General features: G+C 42.4%; 18 protein-coding genes. 17 read left to right on the plus strand and 1 reads right to left on the minus strand.

Annotation, left to right across the window (positions count from 1 at the left end; translation table 11 throughout):
* Nucleotide 1: 1 nt before the first annotated feature.
* From D1614_RS01120 to D1614_RS01130, 3 genes are all read left to right on the plus strand, one after another.
* Complete coding sequence (locus D1614_RS01120; protein WP_119436038.1) at nt 2-1,492, plus strand: SusD/RagB family nutrient-binding outer membrane lipoprotein; 1,491 nt, start codon at nt 2-4, stop codon at nt 1,490-1,492.
* Between the two features lie 44 nt (nt 1,493-1,536).
* Nucleotides 1,537-2,463 carry a PKD domain-containing protein gene (locus tag D1614_RS01125; RefSeq protein ID WP_119436039.1) on the plus strand — a complete coding sequence of 309 codons (927 nt, stop codon included), beginning with the start codon at nt 1,537-1,539 and terminating at the stop codon, nt 2,461-2,463.
* A gap of 81 nt (nt 2,464-2,544) precedes the next feature.
* On the plus strand, nt 2,545-4,161 hold the full coding sequence (locus D1614_RS01130) for a cellulase family glycosylhydrolase (protein WP_119436040.1): 1,617 nt from the start codon (nt 2,545-2,547) through the stop codon (nt 4,159-4,161).
* 187 nt (nt 4,162-4,348) lie between these two features.
* On the opposite strand, the gene D1614_RS01135 is transcribed toward D1614_RS01130, so the two are convergent.
* Nucleotides 4,349-5,374, minus strand: a complete 1,026-nt coding sequence (locus D1614_RS01135; RefSeq protein ID WP_162304371.1) for a LacI family DNA-binding transcriptional regulator — start codon at nt 5,372-5,374, stop codon at nt 4,349-4,351.
* A 187-nt stretch (nt 5,375-5,561) separates the two neighbouring features.
* On the opposite strand from D1614_RS01135, the gene kduI reads away from it, so the two are divergent.
* The 14 genes from kduI (at nt 5,562) to D1614_RS01205 (ending at nt 23,221) form a co-directional block, all read left to right on the plus strand.
* Entirely contained in the window at nt 5,562-6,404 is an 843-nt protein-coding gene (gene kduI / locus D1614_RS01140; protein WP_119436042.1) for a 5-dehydro-4-deoxy-D-glucuronate isomerase, read from the plus strand.
* Nucleotides 6,405-6,478: 74 nt separating this feature from the next.
* Nucleotides 6,479-7,276 (plus strand): gluconate 5-dehydrogenase, encoded by a 798-nt coding sequence (locus tag D1614_RS01145; protein ID WP_119436043.1) that lies wholly within the window; start codon nt 6,479-6,481, stop codon nt 7,274-7,276.
* A gap of 165 nt (nt 7,277-7,441) precedes the next feature.
* The gene (gene ffh / locus D1614_RS01150; protein WP_119436044.1) at nt 7,442-8,779 is read left to right on the plus strand and encodes a signal recognition particle protein; all 1,338 of its coding nucleotides are present in this window, start codon (nt 7,442-7,444) and stop codon (nt 8,777-8,779) included.
* A gap of 55 nt (nt 8,780-8,834) precedes the next feature.
* Nucleotides 8,835-9,710 carry a bifunctional methylenetetrahydrofolate dehydrogenase/methenyltetrahydrofolate cyclohydrolase FolD gene (gene folD, locus D1614_RS01155; RefSeq protein ID WP_119436045.1) on the plus strand — a complete coding sequence of 292 codons (876 nt, stop codon included), beginning with the start codon at nt 8,835-8,837 and terminating at the stop codon, nt 9,708-9,710.
* A gap of 280 nt (nt 9,711-9,990) precedes the next feature.
* Nucleotides 9,991-10,386 (plus strand): DUF3276 family protein, encoded by a 396-nt coding sequence (locus D1614_RS01160; protein WP_119436046.1) that lies wholly within the window; start codon nt 9,991-9,993, stop codon nt 10,384-10,386.
* A gap of 176 nt (nt 10,387-10,562) precedes the next feature.
* Nucleotides 10,563-11,156, plus strand: coding sequence for an RNA polymerase sigma factor (locus D1614_RS01165; protein ID WP_119436047.1), 594 nt, complete (start codon nt 10,563-10,565; stop codon nt 11,154-11,156).
* Nucleotides 11,157-11,383: 227 nt separating this feature from the next.
* On the plus strand, nt 11,384-12,433 hold the full coding sequence (locus D1614_RS01170) for a FecR family protein (protein ID WP_119436048.1): 1,050 nt from the start codon (nt 11,384-11,386) through the stop codon (nt 12,431-12,433).
* A 134-nt stretch (nt 12,434-12,567) separates the two neighbouring features.
* Nucleotides 12,568-16,107 carry a SusC/RagA family TonB-linked outer membrane protein gene (locus tag D1614_RS01175; RefSeq protein WP_206609884.1) on the plus strand — a complete coding sequence of 1,180 codons (3,540 nt, stop codon included), beginning with the start codon at nt 12,568-12,570 and terminating at the stop codon, nt 16,105-16,107.
* 19 nt (nt 16,108-16,126) lie between these two features.
* On the plus strand, nt 16,127-17,932 hold the full coding sequence (locus tag D1614_RS01180; protein ID WP_119436049.1) for a RagB/SusD family nutrient uptake outer membrane protein: 1,806 nt from the start codon (nt 16,127-16,129) through the stop codon (nt 17,930-17,932).
* Nucleotides 17,933-18,188: 256 nt separating this feature from the next.
* Nucleotides 18,189-18,866, plus strand: coding sequence for an endonuclease/exonuclease/phosphatase family protein (locus D1614_RS01185; RefSeq protein ID WP_206609885.1), 678 nt, complete (start codon nt 18,189-18,191; stop codon nt 18,864-18,866).
* Nucleotides 18,867-18,874: 8 nt separating this feature from the next.
* On the plus strand, nt 18,875-19,630 hold the full coding sequence (locus tag D1614_RS01190; protein WP_147383960.1) for a hypothetical protein: 756 nt from the start codon (nt 18,875-18,877) through the stop codon (nt 19,628-19,630).
* Nucleotides 19,631-19,632: 2 nt separating this feature from the next.
* On the plus strand, nt 19,633-20,424 hold the full coding sequence (locus tag D1614_RS01195) for an endonuclease/exonuclease/phosphatase family protein (RefSeq protein ID WP_119436052.1): 792 nt from the start codon (nt 19,633-19,635) through the stop codon (nt 20,422-20,424).
* Between the two features lie 35 nt (nt 20,425-20,459).
* The gene (locus D1614_RS01200; RefSeq protein ID WP_119436053.1) at nt 20,460-22,298 is read left to right on the plus strand and encodes an outer membrane protein assembly factor BamB family protein; all 1,839 of its coding nucleotides are present in this window, start codon (nt 20,460-20,462) and stop codon (nt 22,296-22,298) included.
* A complete protein-coding gene (locus D1614_RS01205) occupies nt 22,295-23,221 on the plus strand; it encodes a phosphodiester glycosidase family protein (protein ID WP_119436054.1) in 927 nt (308 codons plus the stop codon). The genes D1614_RS01200 and D1614_RS01205 overlap by 4 nt, the downstream gene beginning before the upstream one ends.
* Nucleotides 23,222-23,514 lie beyond the last annotated feature (293 nt).

Genomic DNA, 23,514 nt, shown 5'->3' on the forward strand with positions numbered 1-23,514 from the left:
CATGAAAGCTATAAAAATAGGATTCTTGCTTGTTGTATTACTGGTGTTTAATACGGCCTGCGACGATGAATTCGAAAAAACAAATACCAACCCCAACGCAGTAACGAAAATCGATCCGGAGTATTTATTTGCCAACGCTTGTTTGCAGACCATGCGTGGAAATGGGAATAAATACTTACAGTTTCCTTTTGCAACGCAATATGCACACATCTACAGCGGGCAAAACAACAGCATGTTTATCGACCGGTATTACGATAACTTCACTTCACACGAGTACCGGGATGTTTTCGAAGGCTTTTATTACGGGCCAATTCGGCATGTGCAGGAAGTACTCAGGTTGACAAAACCAGGTGGCGACTACGAAAATCCGGTGCGATATGCGATGGCGCGTATAATTGCCGTAATGAATTTGGTACAGCTAAGCGATGCTTTTGGAAGTATCCCATACCGTGACGGCGGTTTAGGGCAGGAGGGGAACCTCTATCCGGAATACGATTCGGTGGAAACGATTTACAAAGATGCACTTGACGAACTTAAAAATGCAATAACAGTTCTAAACACTGCCAGTTCAGCAGATGGTTTTCCGGGAGCCGACCCGATTTTCAGCAATAACCTGGAAAATTGGAGGCGCTTTGCCAACTCCCTGCGTCTAAGGTATGCCATGCGGATTCGCTTTGTCACCGAAGAAAAAAGTTATGCGGAGAACATCATAAAAGAATGTCTTGCTGCACCTCTAATTGAAGAGAACAGCCAGAATGTGGTGAACGAGAACCAGGATTCGGATATTGGTGAATTCCAAAACCCGGTGTATAGCCATTATGATTACTGGAAATGGAAAATGAGTGCGTTTTTTGTTGACCGGCTTAAGCTGCTGAACGATCCGCGCCTCGAAGTTTTTGTAAAACCCAACACTGCAGGAGAATTTGTAGGTTTGCCAAACGGTTTAAGCAACTCTGCTTTGCCCGATTGGGATCTGAACACCGTGTCGTCGCCGGCTGATAACCTGGTAGGAAAAGCAGCTCCTTTTTATTTTATGTCGGCAGCAGAAATCTGGTTGCTGAGGGCAGAAGCGGCCCTAGCTGGTATTTCGCAGGAGAATGCAAACCAACTGTATCAAACAGGTATCCGGAAATCGCTGGAGCAATGGCAAGTGGATGAAACCATTATCGACACTTACCTGGCTGAAAATACGAATTCAACACTTAACGGAAGCACCGAACACCGGTTCGAACAAGTTTGTACCCAGGTATGGATTTCGGTTCTTCCCAATGCAATGGAAGGCTGGAATACCATTCGCCGCACCGGCTATCCGAAAATACAACAACGCGAAGCTCCCGATTTCGATCTGGGCATAACCAACGGAAATTTGCCGGTTCGCCTGCGCTATCCTTCGTCTGAAGTAAACATAAACCACTCGAACTATCTGAAAGCTCTGGAAATGCAGGGAGAAGACCTGATTACCACAAAGCTCTGGTGGGACGTTAAAAATTAGAAGACTTAACCAATAGATTCAATAAAAACTAAAGATTTAACATTATGAAAAAGATTATTTATTCCTTACTCACAATGTTTGCCGCAGTGGCGTTAATGATTTCGTGTTCCGAAGACCCGGCTCCGCCCATAGTGGAGATATTTGCCGAAGTAGATCAGAATGACTCGTACACCGTAAACTTCAATACGGTTTCGGAGAATGCCACTTCTTTTTCGTGGAATTTCGGAGACGATGAAACCGGAAGCGGAGCAACAACCAGTCATACTTATACCATGTCGGGTGACTACACCGTAACGGTTACAGCCATGGGCGACGGTGGCGAAGCTATGAACAGCAAATCGGTTACCATCGTTGCCTCAATGGAAGAATTGTTGTCAGGAGGGCCCGGGGTTAATGGTAAAACCTGGGTACTTAGCCGTACTGCCACTCCCGGAATGGACGGAGCAGGTGCTTTTGATGCTTCTTTTCCTACAGGAATTATGCCGGGGACGGATAACCTTCTTAATGAAATAGGTCTGGGTGTAGAATACGATAATGAATATACTTTTTACGCCGATGGGAAATATAAAGTAGATAATAAAAATGGAAATAACCTGGCTGGATGGGTTTATAGTGCGATGGAGTTAGGAGAAGAAAACTTCGTGACAATTACTCCTGTTGGAGTATTCTCGGTTAAAAATACTCCTTCAACAAATGCAACATGGACGTTAACTGAAAATACAAACCTCGTTGTTGATGCAGTAGACGAGCTGGGAGAGAACAGCTTCTCACCCAAGACCGTTACTTTCGAAAATGCAGATTACCTGACCTTCGCAAACGGTGGTTTTCTGGGAATTCAGGATTATGCAGTTAACGCAATCCTTCGGGATATTTCTCCCAACAGAATGGTTGTAGCTATTTATTTGCACAGTGTTATTGGGGCACCTACTAAACCATCGAACCTGATAACTCTCAGTTTCGATGCTAAGTAGCTTTATCTGACTTCGACTCTTAAAACCTGCCGGAGGACAATTTCGGCAGGTCATAACTAAATATCAACAAATTAAAAGTACATGTTTACACGATTCTCTATTATTTTATTTATCGCTTCGGTTTTGATTTCCTGTAACGATGCACCCAAAGGTGTGATTAGTAAAGGGTTTTTACAGGTAAAAGACCAGCACTTTGAAGATGCAGAAGGCAGACAAGTGTTGTTGAGCGGTATAAACTTTATCAGCAAAGACTCTGCTGAAAATTACATGCCACCTCAAAACGAAGAAACCTTCCGGCAATTTAAACACTGGGGATTTAACTGCATCCGGCTGGGAATTATCTGGGACGGGCTGGAGCCGGAACCGGGGAAATACGACGAAGCGTATCTGCGCGAAATTGATAAGCGAATAGAGTGGGCGAAGGAAAATGAAATCTACGTTTTCCTGGATATGCACCAGGACCTTTATGGGGCTAAATTCTCGGATGGAGCACCCAGCTGGGCAACACTTTGCGAAAATAACCCACACTATACCGGGGATGTATGGAGCGATTCGTACCTGATCAGTCCAGCCGTTCAAACGGCCTTCGATAATTTCTGGAATAATACGCCGGCAGCTGATGGTATTGGCTTGCAGGATCATTATGCTAACCTGTGGAAACACATTGCACAGCGCTACGCCAGCAATACTACCGTAATTGGCTACGACATAATGAACGAGCCTTTTATGGGTTCCGGGGCACAAAACGTTATGCCTTTGTTGCTGGGAGCTTATGCCCGGTTTTTGGTAGAGGAAACCGGACAGGCACCTCCTTCTGCCGAAGAGTTGGAGCGTATGTGGGGCAGTGAAGCATCGCGTTTAAAAGCGCTGGAGCTTATTTCATCCCGGGAAAAATATGCAAAGGTGGTAGATGCCGTTTACGAATTGAGTGCCGCCTTTGAGAAAAACCAGTTGCAGCCTTTTTACCAGAAAGTGGCCAATGCCATTCGGGAAGTAGACACCAACCATATTCTGATGTATAACCACAATTATTTTGTAAATACCGGTGTTTCCACTGCTTTGGAAGCTACTACCTTACCCGATGGTACACGCGACCCCAATGTGGCATACGCTGCTCACGGTTACGACTTGGTGGTAGATACCAAAGAGGTTGAAAACCCAAGTTATGAGCGGGTCGAGTTTATTTTCGACCGCATTGCTGAAAGCGGGAAACGAATGAATATGCCGGTGCTGGTGGGCGAGTGGGGCGCGCTTCATAGCAAGTCGGCCAAAATGGTGGAAACAGCCCAGCACTTGGTGAGTATGATGGAAAAACACAACTTCAGCAATACTTATTGGGCATACTACCACGACATTGGCGAGTATCCCTATTTTCAGGAGGCCATCGTGCGGCCCTATCCTCAGCAAATTGCAGGTGTTTTGGATGCGTACAATTACAACTCTGAAACCGGGGAATTTACCTGTTCCTGGAACGAAACCGGAACCGCAAAGGTACCAACCGTTATTTATGTGCCCAACCTGAAAGCTTTGTCGGAGGAGGATGTGGAAACAGAACCATCGTCGGAGCAGTTTGTGTTCGATTATTTTGAAAACTCGGATGCGGGCCGACTGATCATTTCTCCCGGAAAGGAGAAAGCCAAACGTCGGTTAAAATTTACACTGAAAACAAATACGGGGGAGGATATTTCTATCAAATAATTCCCTGCATAGAAATACGAAGAATAAATCTGTCTTTTGTTTAAGGCAGATTTATTTTTTGTACATATACAACCGGTTACTTGTTGAAAGATAATTCGGATTGACTCAATCTGGATGAATCGGTCTTCAATCTTTTTCAATCGATCATTTAGTCCTTTTTGATTGTTGGACATTGATCGTTGCCCGGTTATTTGCTTACCGACGATTCCCGGACAATCAACTCCGTGGGCATTGTGATCGTTTCAAAATAATCAGGAGTTTCTTTTTGATTGATCTGGCGGATAAGCAATTCAGCGGCTTTCTTTCCCATTTCAAAACCGGGTTGCTTAATGGTGCTAATGGAAGGTGTCACCACTTCGGCAAAAGGTTCATTACTAAACCCAACGATCGCCACTTCCTCCGGTACTTTTATGTTGTTTTCGCGCAAATAAATAATGGAGCTTAATGCCGTTGTGTCGTTGGCGCAAAAAACGGCATCAGGACGGATCGCTGCATTCATTAATTTGCTGATAGCTTGTGTTCCGTCTTTCCGTGTCAGGCTATTGTGCAGAATAAATGCATCATCGGGTTGAAGCCCGGCTTCCTGCAAAGCTGTTATATATCCGGCCTGCCTGTTTTGGTAAATCCTTAAATTTTGCGGACCACCAATCATGGCAATTCGTTTTCTTCCTTGTTCAATTAAATGGCGCGTGGCCAGGTATCCGCCGCGAAAATCGTCTGCAACAATTTTGTACGCATTAATTTCATCCACAACACGGTCGAAAAATACAAGCGGGATCTGTCTTTCCGAAAACAGTTTTAAATGTTCGTACGAACTTGTTCCCATGGCAATGGAAAGAATTACTCCATCAACACGGTTGGCAAACAGTGAATGAGCAATCTTACTCTCTTTTTCAAAATTATCGTTTGATTGCGATATGCTAACCGCAAAGCCCTGTTCGTAGGCAACCTCTTCAATGCCGCTAATAACCGACGAAAAGAAATGCCGGTTGATCAGCGGAACGATCACTCCGATGGTATTGGTTCGTTTGGTTCTGAAATTGGCAGCCACAACATTGGGGCGGTATCCCATTTCTGCTGCCGCCTTTTTTATTTTATTGCGGGTTGCCTGGCTGATCAGCGGATTATCATTAAGTGCTCTGGATACAGTTGATGCTGATATATTCAACGCTTTGGCAATGTCGTGAATGGTTGTTTCCGGTTGGTTGCTCATCCTTATTATTTTGGCGGTAAAGTTAAGATTATTTTTCTTCCATGCAATCGATTGCATTCTTCCGAAAATTATATATACATTTGTAGCTGATTATTTATTCCTTTTTAATTGAATGATCAGGTTTTCTTTCCTGGTCAAAAATTTAACGGCAGGAAAATAATAAAGCACAGACTTAAAAAGAAAAAATATGGCAACTATTTATGAAGCGCGTTATGCTTATCATCCCGAAGACTTTAAATCGTATGATACAGCAAGAATCCGGAAAGAATTTTTAGTGGAAAAACTGATGGAGCCGGGGAATGTTCGTTTGGTATATTCGTCCATCGAGCGTTACATTGTTGGAGGCGCAGTACCAGTGAACGAACCGCTGCCGCTGGAAACCATCGATTTGTTAAAGGCTGAATATTTCTGCGAACGAAGGGAAGTAGGCGTAATCAATGTTGCAGGACCCGGAGTAATTGTTGTCGACGGAACAGAGTACAAAATGGATTTCAAAGATGCCTTGTACATCGGAAAAGGGAGTAAAGAGGTGATCTTTAAATCGGACAGTGCCGAAAATCCGGCGCACTATTACATCAACTCGGCACCGGCACACAAAGAATTTCCAACCAAACAGGTGACTTTGGGCGAAGCCAATGTTTTGCATCTTGGTGCATTGGAAACTTCCAACGAAAGAAATATCAACCAGCTGCTCATCAATAGTGTGGTGGAAACCTGCCAGTTGCAAATGGGAATGACTGAACTCAAAACCGGAAGTGTATGGAATACCATGCCGCCGCATCAGCACAGCCGCCGGAACGAAGTTTATTTCTACTTTAACGTACCCGAAGGGCAGGCAATTTGTCATTTTATGGGGCAACCCAACGAAACACGCCACATTTGGATGCAAAACGAGCAGGCAGTGATTTCGCCCGAATGGTCGATTCACTCTGCCGCCGGAACCAGCAATTATATTTTTATCTGGGGAATGGCTGGCGAGAACCTCGATTACAGCGATATGGATGTGATTGCTCCAACCGATCTTAGGTAATTATACATTGAAAAAAGTAGCTCGTAACTCACGGCTCATAGCTCACGGCTATTCTTTTAACTTTAAACTAAATTATGATACAGGAATTATTTGATTTAAGCGGAAAGGTTGTTTTGATTACCGGAGGAACTCACGGGATTGGAATGGCCATTGGTAAAGTGCTCGGACAAGCAGGAGCAAAAGTATGTGTGAACGACATTTCGGAAGAAAAACTCGAAAGCTGCAAAGCTGAATATGCAGAAGTGGGAGTGGAGGTTTATACCCTGAAGTTTGATGTTACCAGCGAAGAGGAAGTGGATAAAGGCATTTCGAAGATCGAAGCCGAAGTGGGCTCCGTAGATATTCTGGTAAACAACGCAGGAATTATCAAACGTGTTCCAATCCTGGATATGCAGGTTTCTGATTACAAACTGGTGCTCGACATCGACCTGGTAGCCCCGCTGATTGTTTCGAAACGTGTGGCACCTAAAATGATCGAAAAACGTTCGGGGAAGATCATCAATATGTGTTCGATGATGAGTGTTTACGGGCGTAACTCGGTTTCGGCCTATGCTTCGGCAAAAGGCGGATTGAAGCTTTTAACAGCCAACATGACTTGCGAATGGGCCAAATACAACATTCAGATCAACGGAATTGGGCCTGGCTATATTGCCACTTCGCAAACCGCGCCCATCCGCGAAGGAGGGCATCCGTTTAACGACCTGGTAATGACCCGCACACCCGCCGGTCGCTGGGGAGAACCCGAAGATATTGGAAACGCTGCATTGTTTCTGGCATCAAAAGCCAGCGATTTTGTAAACGGACATGTGCTTTATGTTGATGGTGGCATTCTCGCCAACTTCGGCTATGTAAAAGGCGAAAACGATTTATAATCGTCTGGGTACAAGTATATTGTTAAAAGCCGTTTCTTCATTTTTACGTAATTTGAAGAAACGGCTTTTTCGATTGGTTTTTCCTTCTCTTTTATCTGCTCCGAATCCTTCCCTTTTTTCATTTTTTTCCTATTTTTGCACCTCATTTTCAAAAGAATTAAAAGCATGTTTGAGAATTTAAGTGACAGGCTGGAACGGTCCTTTAAAATGTTAAAGGGTGAGGGGAAGATCACCGAAATCAATGTGGCAGAAACATTGAAAGATATTCGTCGTGCCTTGCTGGATGCCGACGTCAACTTTAAAATAGCCAAGAAATTTACCGACGACGTGAAGGAAAAAGCACTCGGACAGGAGGTTCTTACCGCCGTAAAACCGGGGCAGTTGATGGTAAAAATCGTCAAAGACGAGCTGGCTTCGTTAATGGGGGGCACCTTTGCAGATATTGAATTAAAAGGAAAACCCGCTGTTATTTTGATGTCAGGTTTGCAGGGATCGGGTAAAACAACTTTCTCGGGCAAGCTGGCCAACATGCTGAAAAAGAAAAAAGGCCGCCATCCGATGTTGGTTGCAGGCGACGTTTACCGTCCGGCTGCGATCGAACAGCTAAAAGTACTCGGCGAGCAAATCGGCGTTCCGGTGTATACCGAAGAAGGCAACATGGACCCGGTGAAAATTGCCAAAGCAGCCATACAGGAAGCCAAAGCCAAAGGCTACGACGTGGTGATTGTGGATACCGCCGGTCGTTTGGCCGTTGATGAGCAGATGATGAATGAAATTGCGGCCATCAAATCAGCCATTAATCCGGACGAAATCCTTTTCGTGGTGGATTCAATGACGGGGCAGGATGCTGTAAATACCGCCAAAGAATTTAACGACCGACTCGACTTCGACGGGGTTGTTCTTACCAAACTCGATGGTGATACCCGCGGTGGTGCAGCGCTCTCGATTCGTGCAGTGGTTGAAAAACCAATCAAGTTTGTAGGAACCGGAGAGAAACTCGAAGCTTTGGATGTTTTCCACCCCGATCGTATGGCCGACCGTATCCTGGGGATGGGTGACATTGTTTCGCTGGTTGAAAAAGCACAGGAACAGTTTGACGAAGAAGAAGCACAACGTCTTCAGAAAAAACTGGCAAAAAATACTTTTAATTTTAACGACTTCCTGAAACAGATTGCCCAGATCAAGAAAATGGGCAGTTTGAAGGATGTAGTCGGAATGATCCCGGGAATGGGAAAAGCCATTAAAAACATGGACATCGACGATGATGCATTCAAACACATCGAAGCGATCATTTATTCCATGACAGCGGAAGAACGCGAGAACCCGGCAATTATCAACGGTGGGCGAAGAAAACGTATTGCCAACGGATCGGGAACCGATATTCAGGAAGTGAATCGTTTGCTGAAACAGTTTGATGAAACCCGCAAAATGATGCGGATGGTTTCGCAGGGTAAAAACGTACAGCGAATGATGGCCGGCATGCAGCAGCGTGGCCGCAGATAGAAAGTTTAGTGTAAACGATAAAAGAAAGCAAGGCTTTCGAAAAAAATCAGAAGCAATGGAATTGATCGACGGGAACAAAATTGCAGCAGAAATTAAGGCGGAGATTGCCGAAGAAGTAAAAACCATTATTGCCAATGGTGGTAAACAACCGCATTTGGCAGCGATCCTTGTGGGGCACGATGGTGGCAGCGAAACCTATGTTGCTTATAAAATAAAAGACTGCGAAGCAGTTGGGTTCAAATCTACGTTGATTCGTTACGAAGATGACGTTACCGAAGAAGAGTTGCTGGCAAAAGTAGATGAGTTGAACAGGGATGAAGACCTGGATGGCTTCATCGTGCAACTGCCTTTGCCCAAACATATTTCAGAGCAAAAAGTAATCGAAGCCATCGATCCGAAGAAGGATGTGGATGGTTTTCATCCGATCAATGTGGGCCGGATGGTGATTGGCCTGCCATCGTTTGTTTCGGCTACTCCGTATGGAATTGTGGAGCTTCTGAAACGCTATAAAATCGACACCAACGGTAAAAATTGTGTGGTTTTGGGGCGTAGTAACATTGTAGGCCGCCCAATGAGTGTTTTGATGTCGCAAAAGGCAATCAATGCCACCGTAACCGTTGCACACAGCCGCACTCAAAACCTGAAGGAAGTATGTTGTAATGCCGATATTCTTATTGTGGCAATGGGTGTTCCGGAGTTTGTGAAAGGCGATATGGTAAAAGAAGGCGCCGTTGTAATTGATGTGGGAACCACCCGCGTAAAATCGGATCAGACAAAATCGGGCTGGAAATTAAAAGGCGATGTGCTGTTTGACGAGGTAGCTCCGAAATGTTCGTACATTACCCCGGTTCCGGGTGGAGTTGGTCCAATGACCCGTACTTCGTTGTTGTTGAACACACTGCTTTCAGCTAAAAAGGAAATCTATAAATAGGTATCACTTACCGTATTCATACAAAATTCCGGAGGAACTTGCAGAAAGGGCTTCCGGAATTTTTTTATGTCTATAAGTCTAATTATTAATTGAACATAGAATCAAATTGAATGCTTGGCAGACCGGAAAGAAAGACGGAAGAGCAGTAATTTTATATGGACTGGTTATAAATAGAATAATTTGATTTTTCCGGTGTGAGGTTTCTGTTCTATTGTTAAATTTTCTAAAATATTTTTCTATTTTTGAAACTAACTAAGTCAAAAATCAAAAATTTAAAAGAATGGAAAGTGCTGGAAGTAAGGAGGGAATAAACAATTCTGGAAGTAAGTTTAAACAGGAAATTCATTCAAAAGTTATCCGAGCAGGAAAAAGAACCTATTTTTTTGACGTAAAGAGTACCCGCAGCGACGAGTTTTATTTAACCATTACTGAAAGTAAAAAACGCTTTGGCGAGAACGGAAAGTTTAGCTACGAAAAGCACAAAATCTTTTTGTACAAAGAAGATTTCGAGAAATTTATGGAAAGCTTGCAGGAAGTAGTGGATTACATTTTTGAAAAGCAACCGGAAGATGAACGGGTAAGCCGCTCAAACGACGAAGAAACCGAAGCCGAATTCGAAGAAGCCGAAATTGCCGAGGTAAAAGATTACACAAACGTAGAGTTTGAGGATATTTAAAATTGTAAGACACTAATTATTGGTTCCCACAGAGCTGTTATTCAAATACTTCCTAATCATTATTTATTTAAAGTAGCCACAAAGATCAGGGTAACTTTAATCTTTTTTTAATTGTCCTTTCTCAGTTGAAGTAGATATTCAATTTATCTTCGCGACAGTTTTATGAATTCGAATTAATGAATAAAGAAATTAATACTGATCACAAATTGTGGCAAGAGATCTGTGCCAGCAACGAAAAAGCGTTCAGTATAGTTTTCGATAAGTATTTTAACCGACTTAGTTATTTTACCCATTCCATAGTTAAAGACCATGAAGCGGTCGAAGATATTGTTTCCGATGTTTTCGTAAAGTTGTGGTTAAACAGGCATAAAATAAAACTTACGACTGGGCTAAAACCCTATCTTTTTACGGCAGCTAAAAATACAGCATTAAATTATTTACGAAGCTCAAAGATGAATCTCTGTATCGAAGATGTGCCCGAGAAGGATATGATCTCAAATGTTAGCGCCGACTCTGATTTGGTTCATAGTGAGGTGCTAAGTGAGTTTAAGGAATTGCTAAGGATGATGTCGCCCCAACAAAGTTTGGTTATTAAATTACACAAACTGGAAGGTTTAAGCCAAAAGGAAGTAGCAGATAAATTATCCATTTCATTAAAAACTGTGCAAAATCACATTTACCTGGCGATGAAATTTCTATCAGAAAAAATGGCTGCCAAACAATATGATCTCTATTTTCTTTTCGTGATACTTTTGCCGGCAATTAAGTAATTCTCTTCAACCTTAATCCCTTTTTATTATTCCCGATTATCTTGTACTCCGAGATACAAAGCTGAAACCATTTTATAGTGACTTGACTCCCGGAGGACAATGAAACGTTAATGGTCTCATGTCATGGGAAAGTTTCATTTTTATGTTGTTTAACATTTTAATCGTTTTGTAATAATTTCTGCTGGGAAAATTTTCGGTTTGCTGTGTCATACCATAAAGCATTTAAAATGAAGCGAGAAGAATTATACGAATTATTTGCAAAGAAAGAATCCGGAACAATTACAAAAGATGAATTAGACCGCCTCGAACTTATTCTAAAATCGGATCAGAACAAGGCACTTTACGATGAGTTTAAAAGGATTGTTGATCAAAAAGAAAACTATAGCAACACACCTGAATTTAATTACACCCGGACACGCGAGAAAATAATTTCCGGAATTCAAAAACAGGAGCCGGAATTTAGGATGGGAGAAGCCGACAAAAAGCGGTCGGTCAACCGATTCAGGAACGTGTATAAAGTAGCTGCCGTTGCCTTGGTATTACTAGGGATTTCAAGTGTGGTATTTTTTAATCAAAGGGCTGATCAATCTTCTGTTTCGGTGGAACTGGCCTACCTTGAATTCAGCACCAAACCCGGGGAGAATTTAAATGTTGATTTGCCCGATGGTTCTTTTATTCGGTTAAATGGCGGCTCAAGGCTTCGTTTTGAGGAGCATTTCTCGAAATCAAAAAGGGAAGTTTATTTGACGGGCGAAGCTTATTGTGAAATTGCGAAAGATACTAAACGACCATTTATTGTAAATATGGGTGATTACCAGGTAGAGGTACTGGGAACAACTTTCAATGTAGATGCCTATCCTGATGCCACTAACCTGTCGGTGGCTTTAGTGGAAGGTAAAGTTAAGGTTTGTCAGGCCAAAGGTGAAAATGTTTTTCTTGAACCGGGGAAAATGGTCGCCTTTAACCGAGAAACGCGGGAATATGTAAAAAGTGCTTTTGATTTTGATGAGCAATTGGGCTGGAAAAATAAAACCTTCAGGTTTAAGAATACGCCTCTCCCCGAAGTGTACCGGCAATTGGAATATCGGTATGGTGTAAGTTTCGAGACCGGAGAACTCGATGTTTCAGGCATCAAAATAAACGCAAGCTTTGATGACGCTTCTTTCCTGACAATTATTACGGCCATTGAGGTGGGGACTGAGTTATCATACGAGATACTTGAGGACAAAAAAATAACTGTTACAAATAATAAGAAAACTGAATTACATATGAGATAAATCCTAATCCTGACAGCATCCAAACCGGATGCAAAAAAAAGTCCCGGGAATTTGAGAAAGGATCAGTTTCTCAAATCCCACAAGGACAAATTGTACAATTAAATATTGAAGCATTAATTACACAATTCAAAATTATGAAAAAAACAATTATTGGAAAGTACTTAATTATGTCATTCTATGCCATATTACTACAATTGGTATTTGCGGGGACTGTTTTGGCCACTGCAACAGGAAGAAGCCAGAGCATCGAGCGGATGAAATTGGACCTCGAGACAAGATCGTGTACCTTAAAAGAATTCTTCGATGAGGTGGAACAAAATTCCACGTTTCGTTTCTTTTATATTGAAAAGGAAATTGACGAAAACAGCCGGGTAACGATCAATCCCGGAAAGGAGAATTTTAAAGAAACCTTGCAGGATATTGCTAACCAGCAAATGTTGCAATTCAAGGTAATCAACGAGGTAATTGTTGTTAAAGATGCGAAAGAAGAAAAGCCGGCGGTAATTGAACAAGAGGTAAAAACCATAAAAGGTAAAATAACCGATTCCTCAGGTCAGCCACTACCCGGAGCTTCTATCGTTATAAAAGGTACATCAGTAGGTGTTACCTCAGATTTTGATGGTAACTACACCATCGATGTACCTGTTGATGTCAAAGTGTTGGTTTTTTCATTTATTGGAATGAGAACGCAGGAAGTTGAGATTGGGACACAATCAAACTTGAATGTGTTGTTGGTTGAGGAGAGTTCTGAACTTGAGGAAGTTATTGTTGTTGGATATGGTACCCAGAAAAAGGTGAATTTAACTGGTGCCGTTGAAGCTGTGGGGAGCGAAGCTTTTGAAAATCGTTCAACTTCGAACACAACACAGGCCCTGCAAGGGGTTATCCCGAATCTGAATATCTCATTGGAAGACGGAAAGCCTACTCGTTCAGCTTCCTACAATGTACGCGGTAAAACATCAATTGGCCAGGGGGGAAGTGCGCTGGTTCTGATTGATGGTGTAGAGGGTAATCCTTCCTTATTGAACCCGAACGACATTGAGAGTGTCAGCGTGTTGAAGGATGCTGCTTCGGCTGCCATTTACGGAGCCAGAGGTTCGTTTGGTGTGGTGCTGATTACAACCAAAAAACCACAGAAGGGCAAGACGAAAATTAATTATACCGGCAATTATTCCATTCAATCCTTAGCACAGAAGCCTGATTTTGTTACTGATGCTGTTACCTGGGTAGAACATTTCAGAGCATCCTATTATAATCGACAGGGAACTGTGCCAACTTCAATCAACAACAACACACAAGCATACAGCGATGAGTGGCTGGAAAGGTTGAAGGCATGGAAAGCCTCGGGTGAAGGTCCGAAAACAGAAATATTGCCCAATGGAGATTATGAATACTATAGCAATACCGATTGGATGGATTTGCTTTTTAAAGATCAGACATTTACCCAGGATCATAATCTGACGATTTCCGGAGGCAACGATAAATCAGATTTTTATATTTCTGGTCGCTTATACGACTTTGGTGGCATGTATAATTTTGATCCGGATACTTATCGTTCTTATAACCTTCGGGCAAAAGGATCATTACAGGCCTATCAGTGGCTGCGTCTTTCCAATAATATGGAATATGCCAACGATTTCTATCACATGCCTTTTTCTGCATTGGGACGAAGTGCAAACATTCAGCGTTACATTGAGGTAAGTGCTTTTCCAAGCATGCCAATGTATAACCCCGACGGAACCTATACCCGAGGCGGAGCTTCAAGTCTAGGTGGCTTTGTTGACGGAAATAACTACCAGAATAACAAACGAAATCTATTCAAAAATACGGTATCTCTTAATACTAATTTTTTCGGGAATAAACTTCGTGTAAATGGAGATTTTACCTTCCGCTACGATGGTCGTGATTTCTTTTGGAAAAGGGTAAAAATTCCGTATTACCAAAATGAAAATGCTACCAGTCCAAAATATCTTGGCGATACCAATGGTATCATTTATGAGTGGATGGGGCACACACTATACAAGGCATCCAACCTTTACGCCGAATACGAAAATACCTTTGTTGACAAGCATTACGTAAAAGCAATGGCTGGATGGAACTACGAAACATCGTCATATAAAGCCAATAGTATTCAACGTAATCAGTTGCTACTTGAAAGTGCTGAAAGTGTTCAGTTGGCAACAGGTACCTCCATTACTCCGGGAGCAAGTGTTACCCGATGGAAAACTGCCGGAACATTCTTCCGGGTAAACTATGGTTACCTCGATCGTTATTTGGTGGAAGTAAACGGACGCTATGATGGTTCATCCAGGTTCCCTACTGATCAACAATGGGGTTTCTTCCCGTCCGTTTCGGGAGGATGGAGACTTTCGGAAGAACCTTTCTGGAATGTGAATGAAAGTATTTTATCGGATATCAAATTCCGTGCGTCATACGGTTCTCTGGGGAATGGAAATATTTCTCCTTACCAGTTTCTTGAGTTGTTGAGTATCGGCACTTCGGGGCGTGTACTTGACGGTGCTTTGAACAAAAAGACGAGTGCGCCATCTCCTATTCCAGATGGGCTTACATGGGAAATAGCTACAACAACCGACTTTGGTCTTGATTTGGGGATGCTGAAGGGTAAACTCCGTTTCAGCGGAGACTACTATGTCAGGAAAACAACTGATATGTATGTAGCTGGCCCAACCTTGCCCGATATTTTTGGTGCCACATCTCCAAAAGGGAATTATGCAGATATGACCACAAACGGATTCGAGATTACATTGACTTGGCAGGATAAGTTCAACCTGGCCAACAAACCTTTCAACTATCAGATACGCGGTTCTCTGTACGATTATGTATCAACAATCGACAAGTTTAACAATCCAACCAAAAAGATCACTGATTATTACGAAGGACAAACAGTTGGTGATATTTGGGGCTTCAGAACTGATGGTTTGTTCCAGGAAGATCCTGATCCGAGTGAATACATCAACACCATTTTTAATAGTTCTGCTGATGCTGTGTGGCGCGCAGGTGATCTTAAAATTAGGAACCTCGATGGCAGTGCCGATAACATGATTACACAAGGAGAGCAAACGGTTGATAATCCGGGTGACCTTACCATTATTGGTAATTCTGAGCCTCGTTATCAATACAGTTTTAATCTGAGTGCCGATTGGAACGGATTTTTCTTTTCTGCGCTTTTCTCAGGTGTAGGCAGGCAAGACTGGTATCCGGGAAGAGAGACTGCATTTTGGGGACAGTACAACCGGGGATACAATCAAATGCCTGCATGGCACCTTGGCAACTACTGGACTGAAGATAACCGTGATGCATATCTTCCAAGATATTCACAGTACAACGGAGCACTTTCCTGGGGATCGGGTCATGTACCTAACGATCGCTATCTGCAGAGGATATCTTATTTAAGGCTGAAGAACTTGCAAATTGGTTATTCTTTGCCTAAAAGCTGGATATCAAAAATCGCAATGAAAGAAGCTCGGGTTTATTTCAGTGGAGAAAATTTGGCCAGTTGGTCGCCGTTGTATAAAGTGGCCAAAAATTTTATGGATGTGTCATCTGCAACTGGCGGAACCGATTCAGATTTGAATAGCAGCTACAATCAAGGGGATGGAAACAGTTACCCGTTGCTAAAAGCAATCTCGTTTGGTGTTTCGCTTACCTACTAATTAAAAAAAACAGAAGAATATGAAAAAGTATATATTAATAATATTAGCAATCGTACTTTTTAATAGCGGTTGCGAAATGGACGAACCGGCTATTACTACAACCGATAAAGACGCCATATTCGGGTCCGAAGAAGGATTGAATGCATATTCGATGTCATTTTACGATATGTTTCCCAATGCATCTGATCAGGCAATTGTTGAACAATCATTGGTTGATTTTGGGGCTACCAGTACACTTAGTGGGTTCACTTTGCTGAATGCATACAGCGAAAATAATTCATCAGGATGGAGTTGGTCTAATTTACGTAATGTCAATTATTTTATTGAAAATTGTACCGATCCTGATATTCCGGAAAGTGTTCGGAATAACTATATTGGGCTTGCACGCTTTTTCCGTGCTTGGTTCTATTATGGTATGGTACAAAGATTTGGTGACGTCCCGTGGGTAGATCATCCGTTAAGCCCGGGAGAAGAAGATATTCTATATGCTGCCCGCGATTCACGTGAGTTGGTAATGGAAAAAGTATACGAAGATCTAATGTTTGCCGCCGAGAATATCAGCAGAACAACTGATGCCACGCAATGTACTATGATTACGAAGTGGGTTGCTTATGCATTTGCTTCACGCGTATGTCTTTTCGAAGGTACGTTCCGCAAATACCACAACCTGAATCTGACCACTTCAGCTGCAGTTTGGTTGAAAAGGGCTGAAGATGCTGCAAGTGTTGTGATGGAACAATCAGGAAAATCACTGACCAGCAATTACCGTGCTTTGTTTACCAGCGATAACCCTCCTACATCAGAAACTATGCTGGCTATTGCATCAAGTGCTTCTTTAGGTATAAAACACAACGCTAACTGGCGCTGGACTTCTGAAACTTTCGGAACGGGATTAAATATAATTCGTTCTTTTCTCTGCACTTATTTGCAATCCGACGGAACTCCTTATACCAGCCGCCCAGGATGGCAGTATGAGGATTTTTATGAAGAATTTCAGAATCGTGATTCCCGTTTAAATGCAACGCTTCGTTATCCGGGGTACAAACGTGAAGGAGTGCTGACTTTGCCGGTTTACAATGGTTATGCCCGTATAGGTTACCAGCCAATTAAACTTTGTGTCGATGCAACGATTGGCGATACTCAGAGCGAGAGTACCCACGCGATTCAACTAGTTCGCTTTGGTGAAGTATTACTTAATTATGCGGAAGCAAAAGCAGAACAAGGAACACTTTCCGATGCCGACTGGGCTGCTACCATCGGAAAACTTAGAGCACGTGCGGGTATAACAGGAGGTCTTACCCAAAAACCAACGGTGCTTGATCCATACATGCAGGAAACTTACTTTCCGAACATTACCGACCCGGTGATCATGGAGATTCGCCGTGAAAGAGCCATCGAACTAATATTTGAAGGATTCCGGTTTGATGACTTACTTCGCTGGAAAGCTGGTGATTTGTTTAAAAACAGCTGGACCGGGATGTACATTTCCGGGATTAATAAGCCGCTTGATGTAGATCATAACGGTACCGACGACGTAATTTACTATACTGACGATGCCGGACTTGAAGCTGCAATGGCTCTTTCGAATAATGCAAATCCCTATAAAGTAAAAGTGAGTACAGATCCTACTGCAAGTGTTATTCAGGTACATGCTGCCGGCGATGGCACAGGCTATTATCTTGCCTGGTTTACCAATAACGACTCAAAGAAAGTATGGGGACCCAAGCAGTATTTTTACCCTATTCCGGTAAGTGCATTAAATAAAAACCCCCAGCTTACGCAGAATGCAGGTTGGGAAAATGGTGCCACAAACGATGGGAATTAGTCCCGGAATCGTCCAAAAACGATCGTGACTTTATAAGTTTTCTCTGTGTTACTCTGTGGTCCAATAGAAGTATTGGACTACAGAGTTTCACTGAGTTGTCGCACATAAACACACAAAAAGCAAATTAAATTCACACAAAATGGGAAAAAGTGGAAAGTTAACGCGGTTTAAAATAAATCTCTTGCTCATTTTTTGTTGCATTCTGACTGTGTCTCACCAAGGCATGGCACAGTCAAATCCTTTTCGGTTAAAGATAATGAGTTTCAATGTTTGCAGGTCGGGAGAACTAACCCAGTACTCGGTTATTCCTTTTGCTGACCTGATCAGGCAATACCAGCCTGATATTATCGCGTTACAGGAGCTCGATTACATGACAAGTCGAAATACGGGGATTGATTTTACTACAAAACTGGCGGCCGAATTGGGGATGTTTCCTGTTTTCGGAAGAACAATTTATTACAAGGGCGGAGAGTACGGCTTGGCGGTGCTTTCGAAATATCCCTTTTTGCAGGTAAAAACGGAACCTCTGCCAACCCCTTCGGATAAAGAGCAAAGAGCTGTTCTGATTACTGAAGTTCGTCTTCCTACAGGTCAGAACGTACGGTTTGCCAGTACACATCTAGATCATTCCAGCGATGCGATAAGTGCAGTGATGGCCCAAGCCATGAATGATTTTCTTTTGAAAGACGATATGCCAACCATAGTTGGGGGCGATTTCAATACAAGACCCGAAGAAGGAACCATCGCTAATGGTATGCAGCAATGGAAACGGTTTTGTAACGATGATCCAACTAGCCCTGATATTCCAACGAAAAAGATTGATTACCTGTTTGGGTACCCAAAAGAAAAATGTTCAACAATTAGCTATCAGGTTATTGAGAAGACAGGAATATCGGATCATTGCCCAATTGTAGCAGAAGTTGAATTTCAATGATGGTGAAAATGAAAAAAATAAATATTCTGCTCTTGTTGTTGATCGGTTTTTGGTCTTTTATTTCTTGCGGGAAAGAGGAAGATTCTTTACCTGAACCCGATACTGGAACAAACAATAGCATTTCAATTCAGGCTTATTCGCGTTTTAATAATGAAAAGCTTTTTAAGGCGAACGATTACGCTGCGGTAATAAGTCAGATTCGCAGTAAGCAAAATTCAGTTGTCCTTCTTCATCGGGTCGATGCAACGATTAGCTCAACTGAAATAAAAAATCCAATGGTTACGATTGCTGAAGAGACCGTAAAAATACCTGTTTTCGCATGGACGCGCTATGCCGGTGCACAAATAGAAGGTTCCGGTATTCTGGTTGGGCAAACCATTACTGAAATGAAAAGCATTCCAACGAGTGATGGTTGTTGCTATGTTTCGGTTCCGTTAACGGTAACCGGTGGTACCAGCATGAACTTTTCATCAATAACTTTCGAAAATGAAACACAGCTGGCAACTGGAAATGCTGCAATAAAAGCGAATCTGGACGATAAAACAGTGTTGATTGGGTTTGCGGCAAAATCACTTCAAAACAAACTGAAAACTGAATTTTCGGGAAAAACTTATCGTTTCGAAACCATGGAAAGTTCAGGGGGAAACACTACTCAATTTTTGTTTTTACTAACCAATCCGAAATGGAAACTCGACGAGTACAAGGAAACTGCTGTCGGAACAGATGGTATATCCTGTATCGATTTAAAAATTGAAAAGTTATAATTATGAATACTAAGTTTATCTTTTTCTTTCTTGTTTACATTCAGTTCTTTCTTGTTTTACCGGAAGCAAAGGCGCAGGAAGAACAAGCACCTGTAAAACTCAAAATACTTTGTTACAATCTTCGGTTTGGAGAATTGGCATCGCTGGAAGAACTGGCTGCCTTTATCAAGGCGCAGGATCCCGATATTGTTGCCTTGCAGGAAGTGGATTGCCGAACTTACCGTGAGCGCGCACCCAAACAGCATGGTAAGGATTTTGCCACCGAACTTGGTTTTCGCACGGGCATGCTTTCGGCTTATGGCAAAACCATCGACTATGCGGGAGGATACTACGGAATTGGAATTTTATCCAAATATCCTATGGCTTCAATCGAACGCATTTTCCTGCCTAAAACCGAAAATGGTAAAGAACAACGTGCACTTCTGGTTGCTGAGGTTGAACTTCAAAAGCAGCAGTACATAACTTTTGCCTGTACGCATCTGGATTATACAAATACGCTCGAAAGGCAGGTACAGGTGGATTCACTGAACGAAGTTCTGCAAAAGAAAACCAATCCGGTAATTTTATGTGGTGACTTTAATGCACAGCCTGATTCAAAAGAGATTAAAGAAGGAATGAGAGCCTGGAAAATAGCCTCGAATTTAGAACCTACAATTCCTGCAAACGATCCAAAGAAGACCATTGACTATATTTTTTGCTATCCGAAAGATCGGTGGATTGCAACCGACGCTAAGACGCATAATGTGCAATTTTCTGATCATTTACCGATAAGTAGTACCGTGGAATTGAAGTGATAAGTGGAGTTCAATTAATTTTAAAAGAGTTTATTATGAATAATACAGGGAGAACGATTATCCTTATTTTCTGCGTTTTATTTTGCATTGCTTGCAAAACAAACGACGAAATTCGTTTTGCATTTGTAACGGATGTTCATATTGGGCGTGATAAATGTGACGAGGATCTGAAGAATACGGTAGACGATATAAATTCGATGAAAGATGTCGACTTTGTAGTTGTTACAGGGGATATTGCCAACTTTGGAGCAGACGAAGAATTACAGCAGGCAAAGTCAATTCTGGATAAGCTGAATAAGAAATGGTATATTCTTCCCGGAAATCATGATACCAAATGGAGCGAAAGCGGATGTAGCAGCTTTAAAAGGATATTCGGAACAGAACATTTTGAGTTTAAATACGGTAAATATCATTTTATTGGTTGCGGAAGTGGTCCCGAAATGCGCATGGGACCGGGAATGGTCCCGTATAGCGAAGTACTTTGGTTGGATTCGGTAATGGCAAAAACAGCCGGAGAACCAGTTATTTACTTAAACCATTATCCAATAAATGAAACATTGGCCAATTGGTATAAAATAATCGACATCCTCAAAAAAGGAAATACGCAAGCGATCTTGTGTGGACACGGACATAAAAACCAGCTACTGAATTTCGAAGGTATTCCCGGGGTTATGGGGCGTGCTAACGTCAGAGGGAAAGATGAAACAGGTGGGTACAACCTGGTAACTATAAAAAGCGATTCAATTTTTTTTGCTGAGCGGACTCCCGGAGTAGAGACGCATGAAATATGGAATCGTATAAGCCTGAAAAATCCTGTGGCGGACGATGAATCATATCCTCGTCCTTCTTATGATATAAATCAAAAATATCCCGAGGTAAAAGAACTGTGGAGCTTGCAGGATAGCAGTGATATTGTTTCAGGAATGGCAGTTACCGATAGTTTTTGTTTTTATACCAATACCCGGGGAGAAATTGTAGCATTGAATATCAACTCCGGTAATTTATTATGGAAATACCAAACAGCAGGAAAGATATTCTCAACACCGGCTTACTCAAATAAAATGCTTGTAACCGCATCTACTGACGGAAGCGTGTATTGTCTGGAAGCATCAAGCGGAAAACTGATATGGAAAGTTGTGACGTCAAAACCGATTGTAGCATCTCCTGTAATCGATGAGGAAGTGGTTTATATGGGAAGTTCTGAAGGAAAAATGTCGGCCTTATCACTTGCGGATGGAACACTGATTTGGGAGAATACGACCTTGCAGGGCTTTATTGAAACGCAGCCGCTGGTGGATGATATACATATTTATTTTGGAACCTGGGGCGGTTATTTTTATGCACTGAACAAAGTGGATGGTACAATCGATTGGCAATGGAAATCGATGAAAGGACAGCTATACTCTCCCGCGGCCTGTACTCCCGTGTCTGCTCATGGAAAAATTTTTATTGTTGATCCGGAACGCTATACAACGGCATTTGATGCTGTTTCAGGAAAGCAGATTTGGCGCTCGAACCAATATGAGGGCCGAGAGTCGATAGGGATATCGGAAGATAAATCACTTATTTATGTGAAAACCATGAGGGATTCGGTGGTCGCACTTTCAACAGCAGCAAATGAGTGTAAGCTGGAATGGGCCGTGAATTGTGAATTTGGTTTCGAACTTGATCCTGCGTCGGCTGTCGAAAAAGAGGGAGTAGTTTTTGTGCCATGCGATAATGGGTGTATTTATGCGCTCGACCGGAATAGTGGGCAAATAATTTGGATACGAAAGCTTTCCAATGCGCTGATCAACCCCATATATCCCTTGGGGAACAGTCAATTACTGGCATCTACAATGGATGGTGAAATTATCAGATTAGAATACAAATGAAAAAAAGTACTTTCATCCTCTTCTTAGTTTTTGTAATTACGGTCGTAGCAAATGCCCAGAGCGACTCACTGATCTTTGTATCGGCTAAGTGGCAAACGGAAGTTGTTCATCCGGAAGTAAAATGGATAACTTATCATTTTAACCATGGAGAATTATTCCAAAGTAATCAAAACATCAGTGTACTGGAATTACCCGCAAAACGGAAAAAGGTAAAGCTAAGTATTGCATATAGTGATTCACTGGAGTTAAGTTCGCAGCTGGCTTCAAAAAGCCATGCGATCGCCGGAATTAACGGATCCTATTTTGAAATGAGGGGAAAAGATCCGGATAATCATCCTGAATTAACAGCTGTCCCTCACACTTCTCCGGCAAATATCAATCGCAACCGTTCACAAACTTATCTGAAAATTGACGGCAAACTGATTGCTGAGAATTATGCGAAGTCATCGCATGTAAAGCGTTATCCGCGCGGAGCACTTGCTTTCGGGAAGAAGGATATTTCAATTTTTAAGGTTGATACTACCATCAGCAACTGGGAGCACAGTATCCGGGCAAAGAACATCATTACATCAGGGCCTATGCTTGTGAGTGAAGGTACTGAAAACAGTATACCTGACGATTCGTTCTGCGGTAAACGTCATCCCCGCACGGCGATTGGCGTGCGGGCCGATGGTTCTGTATTGTTTGTGGTGGTCGATGGCCGCTCAAACGATGCAAATGGAATGAATCTGAATGAAATGCAAAAGATTATGCGTTGGCTCGGCTGTGTGGATGCCTTAAACCTTGACGGCGGTGGCTCGTCAACAATGGTTATATGTGAGCAACCATTTCACGGGGTTGTCAATCACCCGTCGGATAACAAAAAGTTCGATCATGAAGGAGAAAGAGAAGTGGCTAATGCTATTTTAATTTTAGAGAAATAGTTGTCGCCGATTTTAAGGAAAACCATTCTCTTTTCAGTGTTTAATCTTTTCGGATATATTGATAAAACTTAGGCGAAGGGAGAAATTGCCAGGGAAAGCTTGACCATGCCCGGTGAGCAGAAAAAATTGTCCGGGGGAGGCTAAAAACTGTTGGTGGGGTTAAAAAATTGCCGGGGAGAGATAAACCCGGTCGGTGGCACAAAAGAAGTTCAGGGGAAGGGGTGAACCTGCTTCGGGAGCAATAGAATTAAGGCATACAGATTTGTCTTTTGCAAAAAATTGACAGACAAATT

The organism is Maribellus luteus (assembly GCF_003576475.1).
Classification (GTDB): Bacteria; Bacteroidota; Bacteroidia; order Bacteroidales; family Prolixibacteraceae; genus Draconibacterium; species Draconibacterium luteum.